17 protein-coding genes are annotated in these 24251 nt (G+C 59.5%); 5 read left to right on the top strand and 12 right to left on the bottom strand.

The genetic code is table 11. From position 1 onward, the window contains the following. Position 1: 1 nt before the first annotated feature. From NL64_RS12420 to NL64_RS12445, 6 genes are all read right to left on the bottom strand, one after another. Positions 2 to 862 carry a MurR/RpiR family transcriptional regulator gene (locus tag NL64_RS12420; protein ID WP_034148365.1) on the bottom strand — a complete coding sequence of 287 codons (861 nt, stop codon included), beginning with the start codon at positions 860 to 862 and terminating at the stop codon, positions 2 to 4. Positions 863 to 877: 15 nt separating this feature from the next. Next, the gene (locus NL64_RS12425; protein ID WP_034148366.1) at positions 878 to 2227 is read right to left on the bottom strand and encodes a GntP family permease; all 1350 of its coding nucleotides are present in this window, start codon (positions 2225 to 2227) and stop codon (positions 878 to 880) included. 187 nt (positions 2228 to 2414) lie between these two features. Next, positions 2415 to 3860 (bottom strand): SulP family inorganic anion transporter, encoded by a 1446-nt coding sequence (locus NL64_RS12430; protein ID WP_034148367.1) that lies wholly within the window; start codon positions 3858 to 3860, stop codon positions 2415 to 2417. A gap of 208 nt (positions 3861 to 4068) precedes the next feature. Then, positions 4069 to 4962, bottom strand: coding sequence for an NAD-dependent epimerase/dehydratase family protein (locus NL64_RS12435; RefSeq protein ID WP_034148368.1), 894 nt, complete (start codon positions 4960 to 4962; stop codon positions 4069 to 4071). A 103-nt stretch (positions 4963 to 5065) separates the two neighbouring features. Further along, positions 5066 to 5977, bottom strand: a complete 912-nt coding sequence (locus tag NL64_RS12440) for a LysR family transcriptional regulator (RefSeq protein WP_034148369.1) — start codon at positions 5975 to 5977, stop codon at positions 5066 to 5068. 217 nt (positions 5978 to 6194) lie between these two features. Next, the gene (locus tag NL64_RS12445; RefSeq protein WP_034148370.1) at positions 6195 to 6785 is read right to left on the bottom strand and encodes an NAD(P)H-dependent oxidoreductase; all 591 of its coding nucleotides are present in this window, start codon (positions 6783 to 6785) and stop codon (positions 6195 to 6197) included. Positions 6786 to 6949: 164 nt separating this feature from the next. On the opposite strand from NL64_RS12445, the gene NL64_RS12450 reads away from it, so the two are divergent. Next, positions 6950 to 7264, top strand: coding sequence for a putative quinol monooxygenase (locus tag NL64_RS12450; protein WP_034148371.1), 315 nt, complete (start codon positions 6950 to 6952; stop codon positions 7262 to 7264). On the opposite strand, the gene NL64_RS12455 is transcribed toward NL64_RS12450, so the two are convergent. After that, a complete protein-coding gene (locus NL64_RS12455) occupies positions 7254 to 8018 on the bottom strand; it encodes a sulfite exporter TauE/SafE family protein (RefSeq protein WP_034148372.1) in 765 nt (254 codons plus the stop codon). The two genes, NL64_RS12450 and NL64_RS12455, sit on opposite strands and share 11 nt — an antisense overlap. A 225-nt stretch (positions 8019 to 8243) precedes the next feature. Here NL64_RS12455 and NL64_RS12460 point away from each other — a divergent pair, with 225 nt between their 5' ends. The 3 genes from NL64_RS12460 (at position 8244) to NL64_RS12470 (ending at position 11170) form a co-directional block, all read left to right on the top strand. Then, positions 8244 to 9146 carry a LysR family transcriptional regulator gene (locus NL64_RS12460; RefSeq protein ID WP_034148373.1) on the top strand — a complete coding sequence of 301 codons (903 nt, stop codon included), beginning with the start codon at positions 8244 to 8246 and terminating at the stop codon, positions 9144 to 9146. Between the two features lie 105 nt (positions 9147 to 9251). Further along, on the top strand, positions 9252 to 10655 hold the full coding sequence (locus NL64_RS12465) for an amino acid permease (protein ID WP_034148374.1): 1404 nt from the start codon (positions 9252 to 9254) through the stop codon (positions 10653 to 10655). 170 nt (positions 10656 to 10825) lie between these two features. After that, a complete protein-coding gene (locus NL64_RS12470) occupies positions 10826 to 11170 on the top strand; it encodes a cupin domain-containing protein (RefSeq protein WP_034148375.1) in 345 nt (114 codons plus the stop codon). Positions 11171 to 11384: 214 nt separating this feature from the next. Here NL64_RS12470 and mmsB read toward each other — a convergent pair whose 3' ends face one another. After that, a complete protein-coding gene (gene mmsB, locus NL64_RS12475; RefSeq protein WP_034148376.1) occupies positions 11385 to 12272 on the bottom strand; it encodes a 3-hydroxyisobutyrate dehydrogenase in 888 nt (295 codons plus the stop codon). Positions 12273 to 12282: 10 nt separating this feature from the next. Then, positions 12283 to 13809, bottom strand: a complete 1527-nt coding sequence (locus tag NL64_RS12480; protein WP_034148377.1) for a CoA-acylating methylmalonate-semialdehyde dehydrogenase — start codon at positions 13807 to 13809, stop codon at positions 12283 to 12285. A gap of 150 nt (positions 13810 to 13959) precedes the next feature. On the opposite strand from NL64_RS12480, the gene NL64_RS12485 reads away from it, so the two are divergent. Beyond that, positions 13960 to 14907 carry a LysR family transcriptional regulator gene (locus tag NL64_RS12485; protein WP_034148378.1) on the top strand — a complete coding sequence of 316 codons (948 nt, stop codon included), beginning with the start codon at positions 13960 to 13962 and terminating at the stop codon, positions 14905 to 14907. Here NL64_RS12485 and recD read toward each other — a convergent pair. Genes recD through recC form a run of 3 tightly spaced genes read right to left on the bottom strand, consistent with a single transcriptional unit; the run spans position 14904 to position 24135 of the window. Further along, complete coding sequence (gene recD, locus NL64_RS12490; protein WP_034148379.1) at positions 14904 to 16997, bottom strand: exodeoxyribonuclease V subunit alpha; 2094 nt, start codon at positions 16995 to 16997, stop codon at positions 14904 to 14906. The two genes, NL64_RS12485 and recD, sit on opposite strands and share 4 nt — an antisense overlap. Further along, complete coding sequence (recB, locus tag NL64_RS12495; RefSeq protein ID WP_034148380.1) at positions 16994 to 20686, bottom strand: exodeoxyribonuclease V subunit beta; 3693 nt, start codon at positions 20684 to 20686, stop codon at positions 16994 to 16996. The genes recD and recB overlap by 4 nt, the downstream gene beginning before the upstream one ends. Further along, positions 20683 to 24135, bottom strand: a complete 3453-nt coding sequence (gene recC / locus NL64_RS12500) for an exodeoxyribonuclease V subunit gamma (RefSeq protein ID WP_034148381.1) — start codon at positions 24133 to 24135, stop codon at positions 20683 to 20685. The genes recB and recC overlap by 4 nt, the downstream gene beginning before the upstream one ends. Between the last annotated feature and the right edge of the window lie 116 nt (positions 24136 to 24251).

Below are 24251 nucleotides of genomic sequence, written 5' to 3' on the forward strand. Positions count from 1 at the left end.
GTCAGTCTCCCAGCGGCAAGTGATCATCGCCGCCGCGGTAATCGTCCAGGGCGAGTTTGATCCGCCGCAGACGTTCTTGATTGTCTTCAGGATTGGCCAGTGCCAGCTCGGTGGCAAGCACGTCGATGGCGAGCAACATGCCGTAGCGCGCCGCCGTCGGTTTGTAGATGAACGAGGTTTCGGCGCTTTGCAGCGGCAGCACGATGTCGGCCAGTTGCGCCAGCGGCGAATCAGCCCGGGTGATCGCCAGAATGCGCGCGCCGTAGCTACGCGCCAGTTCCACCGTTTCCAGCAACTCGGGGGTGATGCCGGTCAACGAGCAGACAATCACCACGTGTTCGGCGCTGAGGCTGGAAGCGGTGATGCGCATCATCACCGCGTCATGGCACACCGCAATCGGATAGCCGAGGCGCACCAGGCGCACCTGCAATTCATCGCTGCACAAGGTCGAGCACCCGCCCATGCCGAAGGCATGAATCATCCGCGCCTTACCCAGCAGTTTCACCGCATCGGCAAAGCGCGACTCGTCGAAGGCCGACAAATGCTGACGCAGGGTCGACTCGATATCGCCGACGATCTGCCCATAAAACGCCGACTGATCCGGTGTCCCCGCCGGGTCAAGAAAACGGCTGCCGACTCCGCTGGCCTGGGCCAGTTGCAAACGCAAGTCGCGCAAGTCGCGACAGCCCACCGTGCGGGCAAAACGCGACAGCGTCGCGGTGCTGACTTCCGCCCGCTGCGCCAGCTCATCGAGGCTGGCGGATGCGGCAAACCCTACGTCGTCGAGCATCAGCCGGGCGATGCGTCCTTCACCGGCACTGAAGGAATCCTGGCGAGCGCGGATCTGGTAGAGGATGTCCATGGCGGGCGGCTCCGGTTAAATCAGATAAGAAAGGCCAACGGTCAGGCCGAAAGCGACGAGCGAGATCAGCGTCTCTAGCACCGTCCAGGTCTTGAAGGTCTGGGTGACTGTCATGTTGAAGTATTCCTTGATCAACCAGAAGCCACCGTCGTTGACGTGGGAAAAGATTACCGACCCTGCCCCCGTCGCCAGCACCAACAATTCCGGATGCGGATAACCCAGACCAATGGCCACCGGCGCGACCACGCCCGAGGCGGTGGTCATGGCCACGGTGGCGGAACCGGTGGCGATGCGCATCAGCGCGGCGAACAACCACCCCATCAACAGCGGCGACAAGTGGAATTCGTGGGCCAGGCCGACGATCTGGTCGGTGACGCCAGCGTCTACCAGAATCCGGTTCAGACCGCCGCCAGCGCCCACCAGCAAGGTAATGCTGGCGGTCGGCGCCAGGCATTCGTTGGTGAATTTCAGGATCGATTCGCGGTTGAAACCCTGGGCCAGGCCGAGGGTCCAGAAGCTCAGCAACGTCGCCAGCAGCAGCGCAATCACCGAGTTGCCGATGAACAGCAGGAACTGGTTGAAACCCGTACCCGGTGTGGAAATCAGGTTAGCCCAGCCGCCGATCAGCATCAGCACCACCGGCAACAGGATGGTCGCCATGGTCAGGCCGAAACTCGGCAGGCTGTCGCGCGGTTCGCGTTCGAGGAACTGCTTTTCCAGCGGGTTTTCCGCCGGCAACTGAATGCGCGGCACGATGAATTTGGCGTACAAGGGACCGGCGATGATCGCGGTCGGAATGCCGATCAGAATCGCGTACAGCAAAGTCTGCCCCACCGACGCCTGATACACCTGCACCGCCAGCATCGCCGCCGGGTGTGGCGGCACCAGCGCATGCACCACGGACAAACCCGCGACCATCGGCAAGCCGACCATCAGGATCGACACGCCAACCCGGCGCGCCACGGTGAACGCGATCGGCACCAGCAACACGAAACCGACCTCGAAGAACAACGGCAGCCCCACCAGAAAGGCGATGCACACCATCGCCCAATGGGCGTTCTTCTCGCCGAAGCGGTCGATCAAGGTCCGCGCCACCTGCTCGGCGCCGCCGGACTCGGCCATCATCTTGCCGAGCATCGTGCCCAGCGCCACCACCAGCGCAATGTGCCCCAGGGTCTTGCCGACGCCCGCCTCATACGCCCCGACCACGCCGGACGGCGGCATCCCCGCCACCAACGCCAGGCCGATGGAAATCAGGGTGATGACAATGAACGGATTAAGCCGATAACGCGCGATCAGAACGATCAAAGTAATGATGGCGATGGCGGCGTACACCAGCAGCCAATAGCCGAAGGACAGGGTCATGCGGTACTCCTCGAGAGGGTCACGTCGAAAGTTTTGTGAAACTCTTAAAACATTTCGAGACGCGATGTTCAAACGAGGTGAAAGTAATTTTCGTACAGAGGTAAGAAGTGTCGCTCACGGATATGTCGTGTCGCGAATAATGAAAATCGGGGCGGCGAATTTTCATCGCCGCCAGCCGGTTTAGCCGTCAGTCGTGATGCACACGCGCGCGTTTGAGCAGCTTCTTGCAACGCTCGGAAAGGCCCAACACCCGCAGATGTTTTCCGGCCTTGGTGTAGCGCTCGCGCAGGGTATCCAGCGCAGCGATGGCGGAATAATCGACGAAGCTCAGATGACGACAATCCAGCGTCACGTGCGCCGGGTCGTTGGCCGTATCGAATTGATTCAGAAACGGCGTGGTCGAGGCAAAAAACAACGTGCCGTGAACGCGGTAAAGCTTGCTGCCGTCGCTTTCCAGATGGCTGTCGGCGTACAACTGCCGAGCCTGCTGCCAGGCGAAATTGAGTGCCGCAATGATGATCCCGCACAGCACCGCCGTGGCCAGGTCGGTGAACACGGTAATCACCGTCACCGCGATGATCACCAGCACATCGTTCAGCGGCACCTTGTTCAGCACCCGCAGCGACGCCCAGGCAAACGTCTGCTGCGAGACCACGAACATCACGCCGACCAGCGCAGCCAACGGAATGCGCTCGATCAACGGCGACAGGAACAGGATGAACAGCAGAATTGCCACCCCGGCCACCACGCCGGACAACCGACCTCGGCCACCGGAACTGAGGTTGATCACGGTTTGCCCGATCATCGCGCAACCGCCCATGCCGCCGAACAGACCGGACACCACGTTGGCCGCACCCAGCGCCACGCACTCGCGATCCGGGTAACCGCGGCTTTCGGTGATTTCGTCGGTGAGGTTGAGGGTCAGCAGGGTTTCCAGCAGGCCGACCATCGCCATCAAAATCGCGTAAGGCGCGATGATGCGCAGGGTGTCCAGGTTCCATGGAATGTCCGGCAAGGCAAAGGTCGGCAAGCCGCCCGCGATATGCGCCATGTCGCCGAGGGTACGAGTCGGCAGACCGAGCAGATAAACCGCCAGTCCCACACCGAGAATCGCCACCAGGGCTGGCGGAATGGCGCGGGTCAGACGAGGCAGCACGTAGACAATCGCCATTGTCACCGCGACCAGCCCGATCATCATGTACAGCGGCTTACCGCTCAGCCAGGTCTCGCCACTCTTGAAGTGCTCCAGTTGCGCCAGGGCAATGATGATCGCCAGACCGTTGACGAACCCGAGCATCACCGGGTGCGGCACCATGCGCACCAGTTTGCCCAGCCGCAGCAGGCCGAACGCCGCCATGATCAACCCGCCCAGCAGCACCGTCGCCAGCAGGTACTGCACACCGTGCTGCACCACCAGCGCGACAATCACCACCGCCATCGACCCGGCGGCACCGGACACCATGCCCGGCCGGCCGCCGAACAGCGCGGTCAAGGTGCAAATGATGAACGCGCCATACAGCCCCATCAGCGGATTGAGGTGCGCCACCAGTGCAAAAGCAATGCATTCGGGCAACAGGGCAAAAGACGTCGTGAGGCCAGCGAGGGCATCGGCGCGTAGGTGTTTTGGTTTCATGGGGGACCGCGTGCAGGGAATAGCGAAAAAGAGTTTGCGGATGTTACGGAATCGAGGGCGGCCCGGCCAGTTTATGCGACTTCGGAAATGCCATCGCGGGCAAGCCTCGCTCCCACAGGTTCTGCGTCGTTCGCCCATTCAGTGAACGACACAATACCTGTGGGAGCTGGCTTGCCAGCGATGAACGATGACGCGGTCTAAAGCGAACTCACACCATCTCGTGGCGAATCCAATCAACCACCGACGTACGCTTCGGCACCCAACCCAGCAACTCCCGCGCATGCTTGCCGCGTACCCGGCTATTGGAGCCCAGGCCATAGTTGGCCATCTCATAACCCCATTCGGCTTCGGCATCTTTCAACGGCCAGTCTTGTGGCTTGCCCAGATTCAACGCCTCGGCCATCGCCGTGGTCATGTCGATAAACGACGCTTCGCCGCTTTCGACAAAGTAGAACGTGCCCGGGATGTTCTTGGTCAGCGCCAGCAGGTAAAGCGACAACACGTCTTCGATGTGCACGTTGGACCAGATGTTCTGCCCAGTCCCGACATGCCGGACCACACCACTTTTACGCGCCTGTTTCAGCAAGCGTGGCAATTGCACGCTGTCGCGATTGACGCCCAGGCTGTGGCCGTAGATCAGCGTGTTGCAGATCACTGCCGAGTTCACGCCGTCCTTCGCCGCAGCGAGGATCAGGTTGTCGATGGCCACGCGTGCGGCCTTGTCCACGGTCGGTTCCGGCAGGTTGTCCTCGACGTAGATAACGTCGCTGGCCTGACCGCCAGAAGCATCACCGACGATGCTCGAACCGCTGGTGTGCAGGAACACTTTGTTGGAGCCGCGCAGGGCATCGAGCAAGGCTTCCACTGCACCGCGATGGTCGCTGCTGGCGGCGTTGATCACGGCGTCGGCGGCCCGCCCCTGTTCGGCCAATAGCGCGCTGTCATCCAGCGTGCCGACCACGGGTGTGATGCCCAGCGCTTTCAATTCATCCGCCTGTTCGGTGTTGCGCACCAGACCGGTAACGTGATGACCGGCCTTGATCAGGCCCGTGGCGATGGAACCGCCGATAAAACCGGCAGCACCGGTAACGAATACGTTCATGGAGAAACTCCCTGCGTTGATAAGTGATGCAACGAGTATCAAGCAGCGATCACTGGCGAAAAATCCCCGCTGACCCAATTCACTCTTGCGCAGGAATCACGAATCAGTCGCTGAAATTCGTTGAAGCATAAACCGCCAATTTGCTCTGGATGAAGTCGAGGAAACACTGGATGCGCAGGGCCAACTGCGAGTTGCGGTAGTACACCGCGTTGATCGGCTGGCGATATCCGCTGTTGAATTCGCCCAGCAAGACTTTCAAGCGTCCGGCACGAATGTCCTCGATGGTCATGTAATGCGACAGGCTGGCGATGCCCTGGCCTTCCAGTGCGAGATGACGGATGGTCTCGCCGCTGGAGGCGCTGAGGGAAGCCTGGATCGGCCAGCGATCGCCATGCACGTAGCGCAGCGGCCATTGGTTGAGGCCTTCGTTTTGGGTGAATCCCAACAGCGTGTGGTTGGACAGATCAGCGACCGCCATCGGCGTGCCGTGTTTTTCCAGGTACGCCGGGCTGGCGACGATGTGCAGTGGGCTGCAACCCAGGGAACGAGCGTGCAGGGTCGAGTCGGCGAGTGTGCCGATACGGATGGCAATGTCGGTGCTTTGTTCAAGCAGGTCGATGATCAGGTCGTTGCTGTTGAGTTCGAGCTGGATGTCGGGATAGAGCCGGCGGAACTCATCGATGTACGGCACGATGGCGTGCAGCATGAACGGCGACGCGGCGTTGATGCGCAAGCGTCCGGACGGCGTTTGCTGACGCGAGGACAAGCGCTCTTCGAGCTCGTCCATCTGATCGAGAATCAGCTTGGCGTGCTCGAAGAAATACTTGCCCTCCTCGGTCAGGTCCATTCGCCGGGTGGTGCGGTTGATCAACGTGGTATCGAGCTTGGCCTCCAGCCGCGATAACGTGCGACTGACCGCCGACGGCGTCTGCCCGACCTGCTCGGCGGCAGCGGAAATCGACCCGCATTCGATCACGCAGACGAAAATCTGCAACTCATCGGATCTGGCTTTCACGTGTTTCCCTTATCGATAGTCCTGCTCACCTGTGTGGAGGATCCATTGTGGCGAGGGAGCTTGCTCCCGCTGGTGCGCGAAGCGGACTCAAAACAGGTGAACACGGTCACTCAGCTGCACCGCGTTTACCGGTTTTACGACGGCTTCGCCGCCGAGCGGGAGCAAGCTCCCTCGCCACAGGTCAGTGTCCGCTTCAGATATCGATAGTAGCGGAGGCTTACACCTTCAGGCCAAACACCTCGGCCAAATGTTGCTCATAACGCGCCACATCACCTTCGATGTTCGGGCGTTTCATCACGTCCACGCAAAGGAACGTCGGCAAACCGGTCATGCCGAGGAACTCGTTGGCCTTGTGAAACGGGAAATACACGGCGTCCACGCCCTTGCCTTCGAAGAAATCTGTCGGATCGTCGAACGCCTGCTGCGGCGCATTCCAGGTCAACGACAGCATGTATTGCTTGCCCTGTACCAGACCGCCACTGCCGTACTTCTGCGAGGCGTCGGAACGGGTGCGGCCATCGCTGGCGTAGAGGCTGCCGTGACCTTCGGTGAAGACTTCGTCGATGTACTTCTTCACGGTCCATGGCGCGCCCATCCACCAGCCGGGCATCTGGTAAATGATCACGTCAGCCCAGAGGAACTTGGCGACTTCTTCAGCGACGTCGTATCCCTCGTCGATGAACGTGGCTTTGACATCGATACCGCCGCGATCCAGCACGCTCAGCGCGGCTTCATGCAGCGTGGTGTTGTAGCGGCCATCAGAGTGGGCGAATTTTTTGCCGCCATTGAGTAACAGAACTTTTTTCATGGGAGGTCTCGGGAAGGGTCAGGAATTGGATGGCGGCAGAGTAACGATCCGCCTCGCGCGGAGTAAGCGCCCATTTCACAAATCTCATTTGACCCACACGCACGAATCAACCGTTGATTGTTGCCTTAAACTGGCGCCGATTCTGACTTGAGGAGAGTTTTCTGATGAGTGAACTGCAAGGCTTCATCCTGCACGCCAAGACCCGCCCGGAAAAATCCGACGCCTTTGAAGCATTTTTCAGCGGCTATGTAGAAGCCAGTCGCGCCGAACCCGGCTGCATCGAATACCACATGCTGCGCGACAAGCAGGACCCGACGCTGTTTATCTTCTACGAGATCTGGCAGTCCCAGGAACACCTCGACGTGCACTCGAACCTGCCACACATGAAGCAATTCCTCGAACAACGTGATGAATACCTGGAACGGGATTTCGAAATCCGCGCCATTAAAATGATCAGCCCGTCGTCCGCTAGCCGTTGATCAACAAATGACCGCCGAGTAAGCCGAGGCCAATAAAGAACACGCGCTTGAACAACACGGCGCTGATCCGTTGCCTCAGCCATTGCCCGAACAGCATGCCCAACACGGCCGGAATCAGCGCCAGCAACGATGCACTCAACTCACCACCACCGAGGGCGCCGCGCCATAACAGCCCGGCGGCCAAGGCGAGCGTCGACACGGTGAACGACAGGCCCATCGCCTGAACCAGCTCATCCTTGCTCAAGCCCAGCGCCTGCATATACGGCACTGCCGGAATCACGAACACGCCGGTGGCCGAGGTAATAACGCCTGTCAGCACGCCGCACAGCGGGCCTAGCCAGCGCTCACTACTTGCGCCTACACGCAAGGTCGGCAGGAACAAACCGCTCATCGCATAGAGCAACAACGCCGCCCCCAAACCGCGCACCACCCAGTGCCCTCCTGCCATGCCGATCCACAGCGTGCCCGCGCCGGTGCCAATGAAAATCGCCAGCAGCATCGGCCAAAGCCGTTTGATCAACCCACGCAGATGTCCGCCGAAGGCCAGTTGCCAGATGTTGGTCAGGGTCGCAGGAATGATCAACAGTGCGGCAGCCTGTGACGGTGCCATAGCCAGACCGAGCAAGCCCATGGCAATGGTCGGCAGGCCAAGACCGATGACACCTTTGATCATGCCGGCCAGCAGGAAGGTGGTGATAACCAGCAATGACAGGGTCAAGCCGAGATTTTGGTAGAACGAGGCGAATGTATTCATGGGGCTATGGTGAGCCCGGATTGGCCGGTTGAAAATCTGCCATATACTGAGGGTGCCTATTCCCAAGCAAGAGGCTGATGATTGAGTAAAGGCGACCGGCCTCATCGCGAGCAGGCTCGCTCCTACATTTGATCGCATGCACCATGGGAGAACTCGGTCCACTGTGGGAGCTAGCCTGCTAGCGATGGCGCCCTCCCAGACACCACACTTTCAGAGCCTGCCGCCATGCACTTCGACCTCACCGACCTACGCCTTTACCTGAACATCCTCGACACCGGCAACATCACCGCCGGCGCCGCTCGCAGCCACCTGTCGCTGGCCGCGGCAAGCGCACGAATCCGCGCGATGGAAACTTCCCTCGGCACTGAATTCCTGGAGCGCGGCCGGCGCGGCGTAACACCGACGCCTGCCGGCAAAGCCCTGGCGCAACACGCCCGCGTCCTGCTGCAACAGGCCGAACACATGCAGCAAGACCTGGCCGAATATGCCAAAGGCGTCAAAGGCCAAGTGCGCTTGCTGTGCAACACCACCGCCATCACCGAATACCTGCCCGAGTTGCTCGCCGACTTTCTGCGCGACCACCCCAACCTCGACATCGACCTGCAAGAACGCCCCAGCGCGCGCATTACCCACGCCTTGCGAGAGGGTGCCGCCGACCTAGGCATCGTCTCCGACGCAGTGGACACCCACTCGCTGGAAACCCTGCCCTTTCGCGACGATCCGCTGGTGCTGATCATGCCGCCCGGGCATCCCTTGGCCGACGTCGAATCACCGAGTTTCAGCGATACATTGCGTCACGATTACGTGGGCCTGGCCGCCAACAGCGCTTTGGCGGTGTATCTCGAAGAACAGGCGCTGCACGCAGGTATCCGCATGCAAATCCGTATCCGCGCCGAAGGCTTCGACGCGGTGATGCGCATGGTTGCTCACGGCGCCGGGCTGGCAATCGTGCCGCTGGCGGCGATCCAGCGCCGGCCCGATGATCGACCGTTCAAAAGCTTCACCCTGAAGGAAGACTGGGCACAACGAAAACTATTGCTATGCGGCCGCTCATTCGACCACCTGCCCGGGTATGCCAGGGCATTGTTCGAGGCCTTGCGTACCTCAAACCAGACCGAAAATCCTTGAAATGCAACAATCCACCCTATGCTCAGCTGTATTGCGAAAGGCTTACCGAGAGTAAAATCGCGCCTTTCAAACCTGGCCTGACCAAAACAAGCAGAAGGGAAACAGATGGCGGACGAAATCTTGCAACAGGGAACACTCAAGCGGGGGTTGAAAAATCGTCATATTCAACTGATCGCATTGGGTGGAGCCATTGGCACCGGGCTGTTCCTGGGCTCCGCCGGGGTGCTCAAATCCGCCGGTCCGTCGATGATCCTCGGCTATGCGATCGCCGGGTTTATCGCCTTTCTGATCATGCGCCAGTTGGGCGAGATGATTGTCGAGGAACCGGTGGCCGGCTCGTTCAGCCATTTTGCCCACAATTACTGGGGCAGCTTCGCCGGTTTCCTGTCCGGCTGGAACTACTGGGTACTGTATGTGCTGGTGGGCATGGCCGAGCTGACGGCGGTCGGCAAATACATACAGTTCTGGTGGCCGGAAGTGCCGACCTGGGTCAGCGCAGCGGTGTTCTTTGTGCTGGTCAACCTGATCAACACGCTGAACGTGAAAATCTTCGGTGAGATGGAGTTCTGGTTCGCGATCATCAAGGTCGTGGCCATCGTCGGCATGATTGCCCTGGGCTGCTACATGTTGTTCAGCGGTACTGGCGGCCCGCAAGCGTCGGTGAGCAACCTGTGGGACCACGGCGGTTTCTTCCCCAACGGCTACAGCGGTTTGCTGATGGCGATGGCGTTTATCATGTTTTCCTTCGGCGGCCTGGAGCTGGTCGGCATCACCGCCGCGGAAGCCAGCGAGCCGAGAAAGGTCATTCCCAAGGCGATCAACCAAGTGGTTTACCGCGTGCTGATCTTCTACGTCGGCGCACTCACCGTGCTGCTGTCGTTGTATCCGTGGGATCAACTGCTGCAAACACTGGGCGCTTCCGGCGATGCCTACAGCGGCAGCCCGTTTGTGCAGATCTTCGCCTTGATCGGCAGCGACACCGCCGCGCAAATCCTCAACTTCGTGGTGCTCACTGCGGCGCTGTCGGTCTACAACAGCGGCGTGTACTGCAACAGCCGCATGCTCTTCGGCCTGGCCGAACAGGGCGATGCACCGAAGTCGCTGATGAAGCTGAACAAGCAGGGCGTTCCGATTCGCGCGCTGGGCGTGTCCGCGCTGATCACGATGCTGGCCGTGCTGGTCAACTACGTTGCGCCGCATGAAGCGCTTGAGCTGTTGTTCGCCCTGGTGGTCGCTTCGCTGATGATCAACTGGGCGCTGATCAGCCTGACGCACTTGAAGTTTCGCAAGGCCATGGCTCAGCGCGGCGTCGTACCAGGCTTCAAGGCGTTCTGGTCGCCGTACACCAATTACCTGTGCCTGCTGTTCATGGCCGTGATCATCTGCGTTATCTGGATGATCCCGCCGGTACGCGCTTCGGTATATGCCATGCCGGTATGGGTGTTGTTCATCTACGGCTGCTACCGGTTACGCATGGCCAGGCACCGGAACCTGCCAGTGGCCGAATAACCCTGCAATAAAAAACGCCCCGGCACTCGATGAATGCCGGGGCGTTTTTATTGGGTGTACCAGATGACCGCGCGTTTCTGGACAGCTCAATGTCGACTACAGACAACTGGCCGGTGGATGGGCGCTATAGGGTTCGACTTCGTTTCTTGAACCCACTGCCCGGAGTCATCATGACCGCACCGATCACCGTACTTCGCGACACCCACCCGCTGCCCGAACTCGACGCCTGCAAATGGGAAAAACTCGAAGGCGACCCGCACACCGTCAACCTCAACGCCTACACCAGCGAAGATGGCAGCAAGATCATGGGCACCTGGATCTGCACGCCGGGCAAGTGGTACGTCGAATACGTGAAGTGGGAGTACTGCGATTTCCGCGAGGGTTACTGCATCATCACCCCTGAGGGCAAAGAACCGATCCACCTGCGGGCCGGTGACATTTTCGTGATTGAACCGGGGATGAAAGGTACGTGGGAAGTGGTAGAAACCGTGCGCAAATATTTCGTGTTTGCCTGATACAAAAAACCGGGAAATCACCCGATGTGATTTCCCGGTTAAAGATTATTTCAAGCGCAATACAAATCCCGTGGCGAGGGAGCTTGCTCCCGCTCGGCTGCGCAGCAGTCGTAAAGCTGGCAACCGCGATCTACCTGAAACACCGCACTGACCGGATTTGGGTCCGCTTCGCGAACCAGCGGGAGCAAGCTCCCTCGCCACAAAAGCTCGTTCCCTATTGCGGTTTGCGATAGCTATTGATGATCGCCGAGAAGTCGTTCCCGCCTTCCCCACGCAAACTCATCGCCTGATACAACTGCTGGGCCACCGCCCCGAGCACCACCGGTTGGTGCGCCTGACGCGCTGCTTCCGTGGCCAGCCCCAGATCCTTGAGCATCAATTCGGCACCAAAACCGCCTGTATAACCACGCGACGCCGGCGCCGTTTCGACAATGCCCGGCCACGGGTTGTACATCTCCGAACTCCAGCAACGCCCGGTGGAGCTGTTGATGATGCCCCCCAGCACTTTGGTGTCGATACCCAGCGCATCGCCCAGGGCCATGGCTTCACTGACGCCTACCATGGAAATCCCCAGCAGCAGGTTGTTGCAGATCTTGGCAATTTGCCCGGTACCGACCTCACCGCAATGGACGATGTTGCGGCCCATCTGCGCCAGCACCGGTTGCAGGGTGGTGAACAGTTCCGGGGTGGCGCCGACCATGAAGGTCAACGTCCCGGCGGCTGCACCTCCCGTGCCGCCGGAGACCGGCGCATCAGCCATCGCCACACCCTGCTTCGCAGCAGCGGTAGCGACATCACGCGCGGTCTGCGGATCGATCGTGCTGCAATCCACGGCCGGTACGCCTTTACCGATGCCGGCGAGCACGCCGTCCTCACCCAGCCAAACGCTGCGCACGTGCACAGCCGCCGGCAGCATGGTGATCACCAGCTCCGCACCGTCCGCCGCCTCGCGGGCCGAAGCGCTGATGCTGCCGCCCAGTTGCTCCAGCTCCGCCAGCACGGTTTTATTCAGATCGACCAGGCGCAGCGCGTGACCGGCCTTGATCAGGTTGCGCGCCATCGGCGCGCCCATGTTGCCGAGACCGATAAAAGCAATTTTCATGTCCGGCTCCTTAACGCAAGTTGATGGTGGTGTTCACACCGTCGTTGACGCTGTCGTCATCGAACCAGCGGCTGGTGACAGTCTTGGTCTGAGTGTAGAACTGCACCACTTGCTTGCCATACGGGCCGAGGTCGCCGAGTTTCGAACCACGGGAACCGGTGAAGCTGAAGAATGGCACCGGCACTGGAATCGGGATGTTGATCCCGACCTGGCCGACGTCGATTTCGGTCTGGAACTTACGCGCCGCCGCACCGCTCTGGGTGAACAGGCCCGTGCCGTTGCCGAACGGATTGGCGTTGACCAGGGCGATGGCCTCGTCGAGGGTATTGACCTCAAGCACCACCAGCACCGGGCCGAAGATTTCCTGGGTGTAGATCTGCATGTCAGTGGTCACACCGGAGAACAGGGTCGGGCCGACAAAGTTGCCTTGCTCGTAACCCGCAACCGTAATGTCGCGACCGTCCAGCTCCAGTTTGGCGCCTTCCTTGATGCCGCTTTCGATCAGATCGAGAATCCGTGCCTTGGCTTTTTTCGAGATCACCGGACCGACATCGGTGCCTGGCTCGCTCCCGGCATTCACGGTCAGTTTCTGCGCCAGCGCTTTCAGGTCCGGCAGCCACTGCTTGGCCGCGCCCACCAGCACCACCACGGAAGTGGCCATGCAGCGTTGACCCGCCGCGCCAAAACCGGCGCCGACCAGTGCATTCAGCGCTTGCTCACGATTGGCATCCGGCAGCACCACGGCGTGGTTCTTCGCGCCCATCATCGATTGAACGCGTTTGCCGTGTTTGCCGGCCAGGTCGTAAACGTGAGTACCGACCGCGGTCGAACCGACGAACGAAACAGCCTTGATGTCTTTGTGGGTGCAGAGCGCATCCACCACATCCTTGCCGCCGTGCACGACGTTGAGCACGCCCGCCGGAACGCCAGCCTCGATGGCCAGTTCCACCAGCAGCATGGTCGACATCGGGTCCTGCTCGGATGGCTTGAGCACGAAGGTGTTACCGCAAGCGATGGCCATCGGGAACATCCATAGTGGAATCATCGCCGGGAAGTTGAACGGCGTGATGCCGGCGCAAACGCCGATCGGTTGACGCAGGGTATAGGTGTCCACACCGCCCGCCACGTTTTCAGCGAACTCGCCCATTTGCAGGCTGCCGATGGAGCAAGCGTGTTCAACCACTTCCAGGCCACGGAAAATATCGCCCTCGGCGTCGGCGATGGTTTTGCCTTGCTCGTTGCTGAGCACGACGGCAATACGCTTGGAGTGTTCGCGAATCAGCGCCTGCAACTTGAGCATGATGCGCATCCGTGCGCCGATCGGGGTCAGCTTCCAGGTCTGGAAGGCACGATGGGCGGCGCTGACCGCTGCGTCGACTTCTTCAGAGGTGGCAAACGGCACCTTGGCCAAGACTTGCTGGGTCGCCGGGTTGATGATGTCGTGCCATTCGGTGGACTGGGATTCGACCCACTCGCCGTCGATCAGCAGCTTGACCTTTTGTACGGTGGTTTCATTAGGCGTGAGCGAAGCGTTCATGTGGGTCTCCGGATGTTTGTTTTTATTTCAGGAGCCAAGGCGAGAAAGTCGCCTTGAGATGAGGCGTGTGTCGCGAATTGGTTGTCGGACTGTTTTTGGAGTATAGATGTGCAAACTTCTAATAAGAACGCACATAAAAGCCGGTCCATCATGCAAAAAAACATCACGTCTTTAGGCTCTTTGAACTGGGACGACCTCAAGTTTTTCCTTGAAGTCGCCCGGACCCGCAAGGCCAGCACCGCCGCCAAACGCCTGGCGGTCGACTACACCACCGTGTCGCGGCGTATCAGTTCGCTGGAAGCTTCATTGGGGACTTTATTGTTCGAGAAATCCCGGACCAGCGGTTTCGTCCTGACCGCTGAAGGCCAACGATTGCTGGGTTACGCCGAGTCGATTGAAAGCACGCTGCACATGGCCTGCGAGCAGGTTTCCGGTTCCGGCGTAGCGTTGTCCGGCCATGTGCGAATGGGCTGCACCGAAGGGTTCGGCAGCTTCTTCATCACACCGCAGTTGAGCCATTTCGTCGACGCCTACCCGGCGATCTCGGTGGACATCCTGCCGCTGCCGCACTTCATTAGCTTGTCCAAGCGCGAAGCAGACATCGTCATCGCCCTGGAGCGCCCCGAACACGGACCCTACGTGTGCTGCAAACTGACCGACTACCGCCTGCAGCTGTACGCAACCCAGCAATACCTCGACAAACAGCCGGCCATCCGCCGCCCGGCAGACTTGGGCAAGCATTCCTTCATCAGTTATGTCGACGATCTGGCGTTCAGCTCGGAGCTGCTGTACCTGGCGAACGTGCTGCCCGGCGCCAGTGCCAATCTGCGCAGCACCAGCGTGATCGCGCAATTTGTGGCCGCACAGCAAGGGCGCTCGCTGGCGATCCTGCCATGCTTCCTTGCCGCGCAGGATCCACGTTTGCTGCCGGTGTTGCCGCAAGAGATCAACATCACTCGCCAGTTCTGGATGTACTGCCGCGAGGACCTGAGGAAGCTCAAGCGGATCACCCTGTTGTGGGATTACATCCGCGCGGTGACTGAGCAGAATCAGCGCCTGTTGATGGGTGAAAGTCGAGAAATGCTGTTCGCCGATTAATCGGCGCTCAACTCCAGCATCAGTCCGCTCAGACGTTTGACCTTGCGTCTCACCGCTTCTTCAAATACGCCCGAACGCGGCTCGATCAGTGTGAACCAGTCCTTGGCCCGGGTAATACCGGTATAGATCAGTTCCTTGGTGAGCACAGGGTTCAAGGCATCAGGCAGGATTAAAGCTGTGTGAGCGAATTCCGAGCCCTGGGATTTATGCACGGTCATGGCGTACACGGTTTCAACGTCGTTGAGTCGACTTGGCAGGACGAAACGCACCCCGCCCTGCCCGTCGTTGCGTGGGAACGCCACTCGAAGAACCTGGTTGCCAGCGTCGGGGCCATCCCGTTCAGGCAGTTTCAACGCAATGCCGATGTCGCCGTTCATCAAGCCCAGACCATAGTCATTGCGTGTCATCAGCACGGGCCGCCCTTCGTACCATTGCTGGTCGCTGTCGATCAGGCGAGCCTTCAGCAGCGCATCGGTCACTCGCTGGTTCAACCCTTCCACGCCCCACGGCCCTTTGCGCACAGCACACAACAACTGGAAAGCGTCGAAGGCTTGCAGCACTTGCCGGGCCCATTCGGCCCAGCGCGCATCATCGAGCGGGCTGCCGAGCGCCGGCCGTTGATTGCGCAGCACACTCAGGTAATGCCGATAACCTTGCGGCCCTTCACCATGACCTTCGAGCAACAAACGCTCCAGCGCCCGATCCTGTTCGTTCTTGAGAGACAAGGAAAACACGTCGTCGTGGCTTCGAGCCGCCAGTAACTTGCGAGCCTCATCAGGTTGCTGCTGGTTGACCCAGCGAGCCAGCTGACCAATACCGCTGCCCTCGCCGAATCGCCGCGAGTGGCGCAACATCACTACTTGCTGGGCCAGGGGATGATTGCCTTGGGTGTCTTCTTGCAAGCCACTGGCTTGCAGGCTTTCACCGCTGACAGCCTCCAGCCATTGGCGTGTCTGCGGGCTGTACCAGCCAGCCTCGGCGTCGCGACACAGATCACCCAGCACGGCACCGGCTTCCACCGATGCCAGTTGGTCCTTGTCACCGAGCAGCACAAGACGGGCGTGGGCCGGAAGCGCATCGAGCAGATTGGCCATCATCTCCAGGTCGATCATCGATGCTTCATCCACCACCAGCACATCCAGCGGCAAACGATTACCGGCGTGATGCCGGAAATGTCGCGTACCGGGACGACTGCCGAGCAGGCGGTGAACAGTGGTGACTTCAGACGGGATTTTGTTGCGAATGGCGTCAGTGACTTTCAGCGTTCGAACTTGCTGGCTGATGGATTCCGTCAGCCGCGCCGCCGCTTTACCGGTCGGTGCCGCAAGACGAATGCGCAGCGGCTTGCCGGCTTCGACCGCCGGTGCCTGGAGTAACGCAAGCAAACGCACGACCGTTGTGGTCTTACCGGTACCCGGACCGCCGGTGACAATACTGAATGCACTGCGGGTAGCGAGGGCACAGGCGAGTTTTTGCCAGTCGATCACCTCACTGGATTTGGCCGGACCGAACAAGCCGGTGAGGCGTTGAGGCAAGTCATCCGGTGTTGTTTCGTGTTCCGCCAAGCGATGACGCAATGAGTTGTCGATCCGTCGCTCGTAAGCCCAGTAGCGACGCAGATAGAGGCGTTTGCCTGACAACACCAATGGCCGCTGCTGTACGCCTTCGCGCCCATCGGCCGCCAATGCGACCAGACGGCTGGAAGCCAGTACCTTGCACCAATGAGCGCCGTCCAAAGCTTCGAGCAACTGCGATGGCAGCAACATCACGCCACTTTGCAGATCGCCTTCCGGTGGCAGCGACAGCGCGAAGTCCGGCTCTTTCAATGTTTCGAACAGATCCAGGCAAACATGGCCGTGGCCCAATTGGTGGCTGGTCAATGCAGCCGCCAACAGCACCAAAGGATCATCGTCCGGTGCCAATTCGTGAAGGAAAGCCACGAAGGCTTTGTCCAGTGCTCGCAACCAGCCACGTTCGACCCAACGCGCGAGCAACAACAGCAAGTCATCAGCGCGAGTCAATGGAGCAAGGTCCGCCAGGCTATCGGGATCCAATGCCGTCGGTAGCAAATCGGCGAAGGTGCGACTCATAGCAATACTCCCTGTTCCCAGGCGGGTTCGGCCTTGGGCTCTGGCTTACCTTGGAACATACGGTCCAGTAGTTCGATCAACTCTCGTGGCGGACGGGCGAAATACACGCCCTGACTGGCCGCACGCGTTCCCCTCAGGAAGATGTACAACGCCCCTCCAACATGCCGGTCGTAATCGTAATCGGCGAGTCGAACCTTGAGTTGGCGATGCAGGGCCAGAAGGTAGAGCACGTATTGCAGGTCGTATCGGTTATCGAGGATCGACTGCTCCATGGCCTGCTCGGTGTAAGACGCATCGTCGACACCGAGCCAGTTGGATTTGTAGTCGGCGACGTAGTAGCGGCCGTCGTGCTCGAACGTCAGGTCGATGAAACCCTTGAACATGCCATTGAGCAACACTGGCTCGGCGGCCACACGAGCCACGCCGCTGTGAGTGTACTGACACACCAACGCGTCGAGCTTGAGCACATCGACCTTGTGGCTGGCGAACCAGAATTCCATCTCGACCTGGTAGTGGGTCAATTGATCGAAAACCACTGGGGCTTGCCCGGTACCGACCGGCAAAGGAGATTTGAGCAAATGCTGCAACCAATCGCTCAACGTGGTTATCCAGCCTTTCCAGCCACGGCGATTGCAGCGACGGGCAATGGCGTCCTCCACCGCTTGCGGCGTGACGTTAAAACCTTCGTCGCCGGCCCACTCGAGCAATCCGTGGAGGAACGTGCCCGGATTCGGGCCACGGGGGAACCGATGGATATCGGCACCGCCAGTTAACATTTCTCGGGGAGCCTGCTGATCCAGACGCTCGTCGTCGAAGAGTTTTTGCGCCTGCGGGCTCTCGGGTGCTTCATCAGTACCAATGCTCAGACTGTCGCTGATGCGCAAGGCGCTGTAAGAGGCAATCCACCAGTTTTCGCTGGCCTTGCGTTTCGGAATCAACGGCGCAAGCAGCGCCGCTTCGTTCTGCGGTGGATGGTAAGACTCAGCGGTAGCTTGCGGCATCTCCCCGTAAACCAGCGCGGGGCATTCCTGTTGCAGATCTTCCAGCCATCGCTTCAAACCAGTCGACTCGGCCAATGACGCGCCGCCGCCCAGCAGATAACCCAATGCCGAAAGGTGCAACATCGAGCTGTTGTTACTGCCACGCTTGAGGTCCGTCACACCCAGCCAGCAGGCATGTTGCGCCCGGGTCAAAGCCACATAAAGCAAGCGCAGATCTTCGGCCAGACGCTCATCATCGGCCAGGGCAATCAACTCGGCGGTCGGGTTCAGGGTTACTTGAGCCTTGCCCGTGACATCGTGGTAATGCAACGGCAAACGGCTGCCATCCACCGGCTTCGCCGAACAAATAAACGGCAGGAAAACCAGGGGATATTCGAGCCCTTTGGATTTGTGGATGGTCACGACCTGGACCAGTTGCTCATCGCTTTCGAGACGCAGGATCTGCTCTTCGCCAGCCTGGCCGGACAACGCCAGGTGCTCGGACAAATGCCGGATCAACGCCTGTTCGCCGTCGAGTTCGGCGGCTGCCTGTTGCAACAATTCGGAAAGGTGCAACAAGTTGGTCAACACCCGTTCGCCATCGCTGCGTGCAATCAGTGCCTGGGGCAACTGGAAGTCATGCAGCAAGCGTCGCAGCATCGGTAACACACCCTGCTTGCGCCACAGCTCACGATAACCGCGGAACTGCATCACCCGTGCTTCCCAGGCCAGTTCGTCTTGGTTGAGTCGCTCCAGTTCCGGCAATGACAAGTTCAGCGTGATACAGGCGAGCGCGGCACGCAGTGGCCGCTCGGCGTCCGGTTCGGCACAGGCTTTGAGCCAGGTCAGAACGTCGTGAGCTTCCTGAGCGGCGAACACCGAGTCCTTATCAGACAAATAAACACTGCGCACGCCTCGGGCAGACAGTTCTGCGCGGACGGCTTGGGCCTCCTTGCCATCGCGAACAAGGATTGCAATGTCCGCAGGCAGCAGGCCTTTGAGGTCATTGCCGTCCAGTACGAAACCCGCACGACCTTGTTGTCCGCCGTTGAGCAAAGCGGTGATTTCACTGGCGCAAGCGGCGGACAGTTGCTGTCGGTACACAGCACCGGACAATGGCTGCTCGGCGGACAAGTGCCAGATATTTAGCGCGGGCACGACCTGACCATCGATGCGCAGGACTTCCTTGCGCCCCTGGGATTCCACGGCCAGAAACGGTACCGGGTTGTCACCATTCTGTTCCCGAAACAGGAAGGCCCCGCGCCCGGACTCACGCGCCTCGGCACGTTCGAAAACATGGTTCACGGCTTTGACCATGCCATGACTGGAGCGAAAGTTGGTGCCCAGGGTATGCAGCCGGCCAGCGGTTGCCTGACGGGCGCGCAGATAGGTATAGATGTCCGCGCCGCGAAAGGCATAAATCGCCTGTTTCGGGTCGCCGATCAGGAACAGACCGCTCTCGGGATTGTTGTCTTCAATGCGATAGATGCTTTCGAAAATCCGGTACTGCACCGGGTCTGTGTCCTGGAATTCGTCGATCAGCGCTACCGGAAACTGTTCGCGGATCAAGGTCGCCAGACGCTCGCCACCCTCGGATTGCAAGGCTGCATCGAGGCGCAGCAACATGTCGTCGAAGCCCATTTCCGCACGGCGACGTTTCTCTTCCTCGAACCGTGCGCCTACCCAATGGGCGGCGTGTCGCAGTACTGCGGCATCGGGAGTCGGCAATTCATCAAGACGTGTTTTCAGGCCAGGCATTGCGTCCAGGCCGGGATGAGAGGGCACTTCGCCCTTCTTCCAGGCTTCAGCCATACCGTCGGGGGTCAGGCGCGTGAAGCCGGTACCGATATCCAGTTGTTCAAGGGATTCGTCTTCGGCCCAGGCTTTGATTTTCTCGAACCACGGCTCGAAGTAACGCGGCTGCATCTTGCGTCCATCGACACTCTTGCTGGCGACACCCTCGTGACAGAGGGCGAGCAGTTCATCCGCCCACTGACACCAAGGCATTTTGAGTTCAAGTAATGCAGCCCGTCGCTCTTGCAAGCATTCGGTAATGAGCTCGGCAGGTTCTTTTCCTTCAACGCTGTCGCGCTCGCTAGCGAACAACCCTCGAACCCGTGGCAACAAAGCCGCCGGTCCACCCCAATTGCCGCGAACCCAATTCAATGCGTCGCCTTGCATCGGATAGCAAAACAGTCGCCAGTAATCGCGCAGGACCTCACCGAGCAAATCGCTGTGATCGGTTTCCAGGGTTTGGGTGAACAGGCTGCCACTGTCGAACGCGTGTTCTCGCAACATGCGTTGGCACCAACTGTGGATGGTCGAAACGGCGGCTTCATCCATCCACTGCGCGGCGATGTCGAGGCGGTTTGCGCAGCTGGACCATTGCTCCGGCAAGTACTGTCCACGGAGTTCGGCAATCAGGCCATCAGGTGCTGGCGTTTCATCGCGGAAATACCGTGCAGCTTCAGCCAGACGGGTCCGAATACGTTCGCGCAGCTCTTTGGTGGCGGCATCGGTAAATGTCACAACGAGGATTTGCGGTGGTAGCAGCTCACGCCCGAAACCACTGGGCTCCCCGCCGTGACCGAGGACCAGACGCAGATACAGTGCAGAAATGGTAAACGTCTTGCCGGTCCCGGCGCTGGCCTCAATCAACTGACTGCCGCGCAGCGGGAATGCCAGCGCCAAAGGAGTTTTGCTGGTCATGAGCGAGCCTCCTCGTTGGCCATGGAACGCCAGGGAGCTTCAAGCAGCGGCCGATAAAGAGCGTCACACCAATCGGGGAAAGTCTCGTCAGCAGTTAGCGCATCGAAATCAGCAAATTGACGTGCAAGCGCCACGCTTTCGCGTCGCTCACCATCAGTGGTGATTCCGTCGCCTTCATAAGCCTTGCGGGCAGCCGCCTCGGCTTTGACCGGATCGGTTTGTCCCAGCCAGGCGAAGGCGGTCTTCACCGCGATCGGCAGAGGTTGGCGCATACCCGATTGCCAGGCTAAAAGCAGGTCGCCCAGTATCTGTAACGCTGAATGCTCTTCCATCGGCCCGAGTATCAGGCTGTCGTCACTGGCCACCAACGCGGTGGTCAACGCCATACCGCTGGCGCAAGCAACCAGATGAATAACCCACGGGCGCGTCAACCGATGCCACTTGCGAGACTTGATCGATCCGATGCTGTTGGGGATTGTTGTGACGGACAGCAAGCCACCATCCGCACGTTGATGCAGACCGCTGAGCCAACCCTCGAGACGCAGGGCATGCAACTCCAGACTCACCGGGAGGGCACTGGTCAGTGGCGTGGGCCACAAAGCCAGGAGCTGTTGATAACGCTGAAGCAGATCCGGTAATGGCTCAATCAACTCACGCTGCAGACTTTCTCCAAAGCCGGCCATGGGTAACAGGCCACTGTTTTGCAAGCGTCGGGCCTGCGTCACCAGCGCCTCATCAGTGTCATCCGGATCTGCCAGTGCCGCTTCAAGCAAGCTCTGGCTCAGGCCATAGCGTTGCAGCGCGTCGAGTACAAATGGCTCTTCATCCGCTAAAGGTTCTTCGGCAGCTTCAAAGAACACTTTCAGTCGCTGACTGAAGAAATGCCGCACCGGGTTGCGCAGGAAATCCTGCAGCTGACCGAGACTCAATGGCTCTTCCTGAACGTGGGTATCCAGGATGCTGATGTCAGCGGCGCGATCCGTTTCTCGATGAAGCGCCTGCCACTCATTGGCGTAGCTGAACAGATCATCGCCTTCATGGAAGTACCGAGCGCTGAAAGGTTGCAGTGGGTGGTCCTGGGTAATGGCCTCAAGCAGGTCCGAATCGGGTTCGATCAATCGCCAGCCGCTGGCCAGATGGTCACGTAACTGGCCGATCAGTACCGACGCCGGACGTTCACTGTTGTCGCGAATGCTGCGGCCGACCCAGCTGATGTACAGCTGGTCACGAGCCGACAGCAGAGCCTCCAGCAATAAGTAGCGGTCATCCTCACGTCGCGAGCGATCACCTGGACGGTAGTCGCTGCCCATGAGGTCGAAGTCCAGTGGAGGTTGCGCTCGCGGGTAGTCGCCGTCATTCATGCCAAGCAAACAGACCAGTTTGAACGGGATCGCGCGCATGGGCATCAAGGTGCAGAAGTTAACCGCACCCGCCAGAAAGCGCTGTGACAAGCGCCCCTGATCAAGACCGGCAAGCCAGGCTTCACGGACGACAGTCAGAGGTAGTTCGTCCTGCAAGCCTACCGATTCACAATTATCGAGCCAGGTTTCACGCAGCTCTTCCAATTGGGTTAACAGGTACTCGTCATGTTCGTTACTCGCCTGGAAGAACAGCGACATCAATGTTTGCAGGCGTACGCTCCATTGCTGCGGCGATGCCGGTTGCGTGAGTTCGTAGTGGGCAATTTCGAGCGCGTCGAGCAGTGCTACCAATGGGCCGATAAGCGCCGCATCGAGACCGCCGATCTCGTCATAAGGCTCTATACCTTCACAGGCATCGGCACTGCCAACGGCATAACCGAGCAGCATCCGTCGCAGCCCAAAACGCCAACTGTTTTGCTCCAGCGCTTGAGGCAAGCCGAGGTTCGCTCGCTGCTGCGCATTCATGCCCCAACGGATGCCCGCACCTTCGATCCAGCGGTGGAGAGTCGGACGATCACGCTCCTCCACGCCAAAGCGAGCGCGCAATGCCGGAACGTCCAGCAGATCGAGAATTTCACTCACAGGAAAACGGCTGTCAGGCAGCTTGAGCAAATGTTCGACAGCGATCAATAACGGATCACGGCCACGCTGGCCCTGGTCAGCCAGCGTGAAAGGAATGAATCGTGGATCGTTGCGTTCAAGTTGACCAAACACCGCCCGAATATGCGGTGCATAGCTATCGATGTCCGGAACCATGACGATCACATCGCGGGGGCGCAATTGCGGATCGGCGCTGAAGCGCGCGAGCAACTGATCGTGAAGAATCTCGACTTCTCGCTGGGCGCTATGAGCAACTTGAAAGCGTATCGACTGGTCCTTTGTCAGATCAACTTCCGGCCAACGCTCGCGAGTCTCGCTGAGGGGTCGCAATTCAAGGATGTCATCCTGCAGCTGATTGAGCATGTTCAATGGCTGGCTGTCACTGAACAGGTCGATGCGACCGTCGCGAAAAGCCGAGCGATAGCTGTTGGGATCGTCGTAGCTGTCGAGCAGATTAATGTAGTCCCGCCCTTGCTTGCCCCATGCAGCGAGCAGAGGATGGGCATGTTGATGCAAGGTCTGTGGGTCGAGTACAAATGGCATACCGCTCTTGCGAGCCTGTCGCTTGTATTGATGCCGTAACAGATCTTTATCGGCGACGATGTCCGCCCAATGGTGACGACACGGGTTATGGACGCACAGCAACACCTGGCTGAATCGAGCTAGCCCGGCCAGAGCCTCCAGGGCTTGAGCGGGCAGAGAAGAAATGCCGAAAACGATCACCCGTGAGGGTAATCCGATAGGGGCAACTGCGAGGCTGTTGATGCGTTCGATAAATCGCTGATGCACGCCGGCGCGGCTTTGCGCCATGCCTTCTTCACCGACATCCAGCAACAGCGCGCGCCACAGTTCTGCTTGCCAGCAGTTGGCCGGGGTCAACGACTTGGCCTCACCTCTGCCATTACGTAATTGATGGCGCCCTTCTGCCCAGTCTTCGAGCCAGTCGGCCCTGTACACCTGATATTGGTCGAAGAGATCCGCCAACCGTTCAGCCAACTGATAGCGTTTGCGCAAATCGGGGTCATTGGTTAGAAAGCGTTGCAGAGGCTCGAAGTGCGGCAGGTTGATCAGTTGCGGAAGAAGCCGCATCAGGCGCCAGGTAAGCGGAGCCTTGTCGAGCAACGACTTGGCCGGAATTTCATCACGTCCCAGGACCATTCGATAAAGCTGCCACATGAAGCTGCCGGGTAACTGCACGTCGATGGCAGCAGCGATTCCGCAACCGCCCATGTCGTCATCGACAGCATCTTCTGCGAGGGCCAGCTTCAGCCATTGGGCAATGCCGTTACTCTGTACCAGAGCAATTTCATTTTCCAAAGGAGCTAGCGGATAGCGTCGCATCCAGCTCACCACCAGGCTACGCAACTCGTCCAGACGGTTGCCGTGAACCACCATAAAACCAGCAGTAAGGGAGGTTGCGTCCGGCATATAGGCTTCCTTGGAAAATACAAACGCTAGGTCCGAACCTTAGCATTGTCGTGGGGTGATGACAGCGTGGACCTGTCCGGAAGTGCTGTACGAACTTTCCTGCGGACAAAACAAAA

Source organism: Pseudomonas fluorescens, assembly GCF_000802965.1.
In the GTDB taxonomy this organism is placed as follows: Bacteria; Pseudomonadota; Gammaproteobacteria; order Pseudomonadales; family Pseudomonadaceae; genus Aquipseudomonas; species Aquipseudomonas fluorescens_A.

What these genes read in the sequence shown, in the direction of transcription:
- NL64_RS12420 (WP_034148365.1), bottom strand. Translation starts at nt 862, where the DNA reads ATGGACATCCTCTACCAGATCCGCGCTCGCCAGGATTCCTTCAGTGCC.
- NL64_RS12425 (WP_034148366.1), bottom strand. Translation starts at nt 2,227, where the DNA reads ATGACCCTGTCCTTCGGCTATTGGCTGCTGGTGTACGCCGCCATCGCC.
- NL64_RS12430 (WP_034148367.1), bottom strand. Translation starts at nt 3,860, where the DNA reads ATGAAACCAAAACACCTACGCGCCGATGCCCTCGCTGGCCTCACGACG.
- NL64_RS12435 (WP_034148368.1), bottom strand. Translation starts at nt 4,962, where the DNA reads ATGAACGTATTCGTTACCGGTGCTGCCGGTTTTATCGGCGGTTCCATC.
- NL64_RS12445 (WP_034148370.1), bottom strand. Translation starts at nt 6,785, where the DNA reads ATGAAAAAAGTTCTGTTACTCAATGGCGGCAAAAAATTCGCCCACTCT.
- NL64_RS12450 (WP_034148371.1), top strand. Translation starts at nt 6,950, where the DNA reads ATGAGTGAACTGCAAGGCTTCATCCTGCACGCCAAGACCCGCCCGGAA.
- NL64_RS12455 (WP_034148372.1), bottom strand. Translation starts at nt 8,018, where the DNA reads ATGAATACATTCGCCTCGTTCTACCAAAATCTCGGCTTGACCCTGTCA.
- NL64_RS12460 (WP_034148373.1), top strand. Translation starts at nt 8,244, where the DNA reads ATGCACTTCGACCTCACCGACCTACGCCTTTACCTGAACATCCTCGAC.
- NL64_RS12465 (WP_034148374.1), top strand. Translation starts at nt 9,252, where the DNA reads ATGGCGGACGAAATCTTGCAACAGGGAACACTCAAGCGGGGGTTGAAA.
- NL64_RS12470 (WP_034148375.1), top strand. Translation starts at nt 10,826, where the DNA reads ATGACCGCACCGATCACCGTACTTCGCGACACCCACCCGCTGCCCGAA.
- mmsB (WP_034148376.1), bottom strand. Translation starts at nt 12,272, where the DNA reads ATGAAAATTGCTTTTATCGGTCTCGGCAACATGGGCGCGCCGATGGCG.
- NL64_RS12480 (WP_034148377.1), bottom strand. Translation starts at nt 13,809, where the DNA reads ATGAACGCTTCGCTCACGCCTAATGAAACCACCGTACAAAAGGTCAAG.
- NL64_RS12485 (WP_034148378.1), top strand. Translation starts at nt 13,960, where the DNA reads ATGCAAAAAAACATCACGTCTTTAGGCTCTTTGAACTGGGACGACCTC.
- recD (WP_034148379.1), bottom strand. Translation starts at nt 16,997, where the DNA reads ATGAGTCGCACCTTCGCCGATTTGCTACCGACGGCATTGGATCCCGAT.
- recB (WP_034148380.1), bottom strand. Translation starts at nt 20,686, where the DNA reads ATGACCAGCAAAACTCCTTTGGCGCTGGCATTCCCGCTGCGCGGCAGT.
- recC (WP_034148381.1), bottom strand. Translation starts at nt 24,135, where the DNA reads ATGCCGGACGCAACCTCCCTTACTGCTGGTTTTATGGTGGTTCACGGC.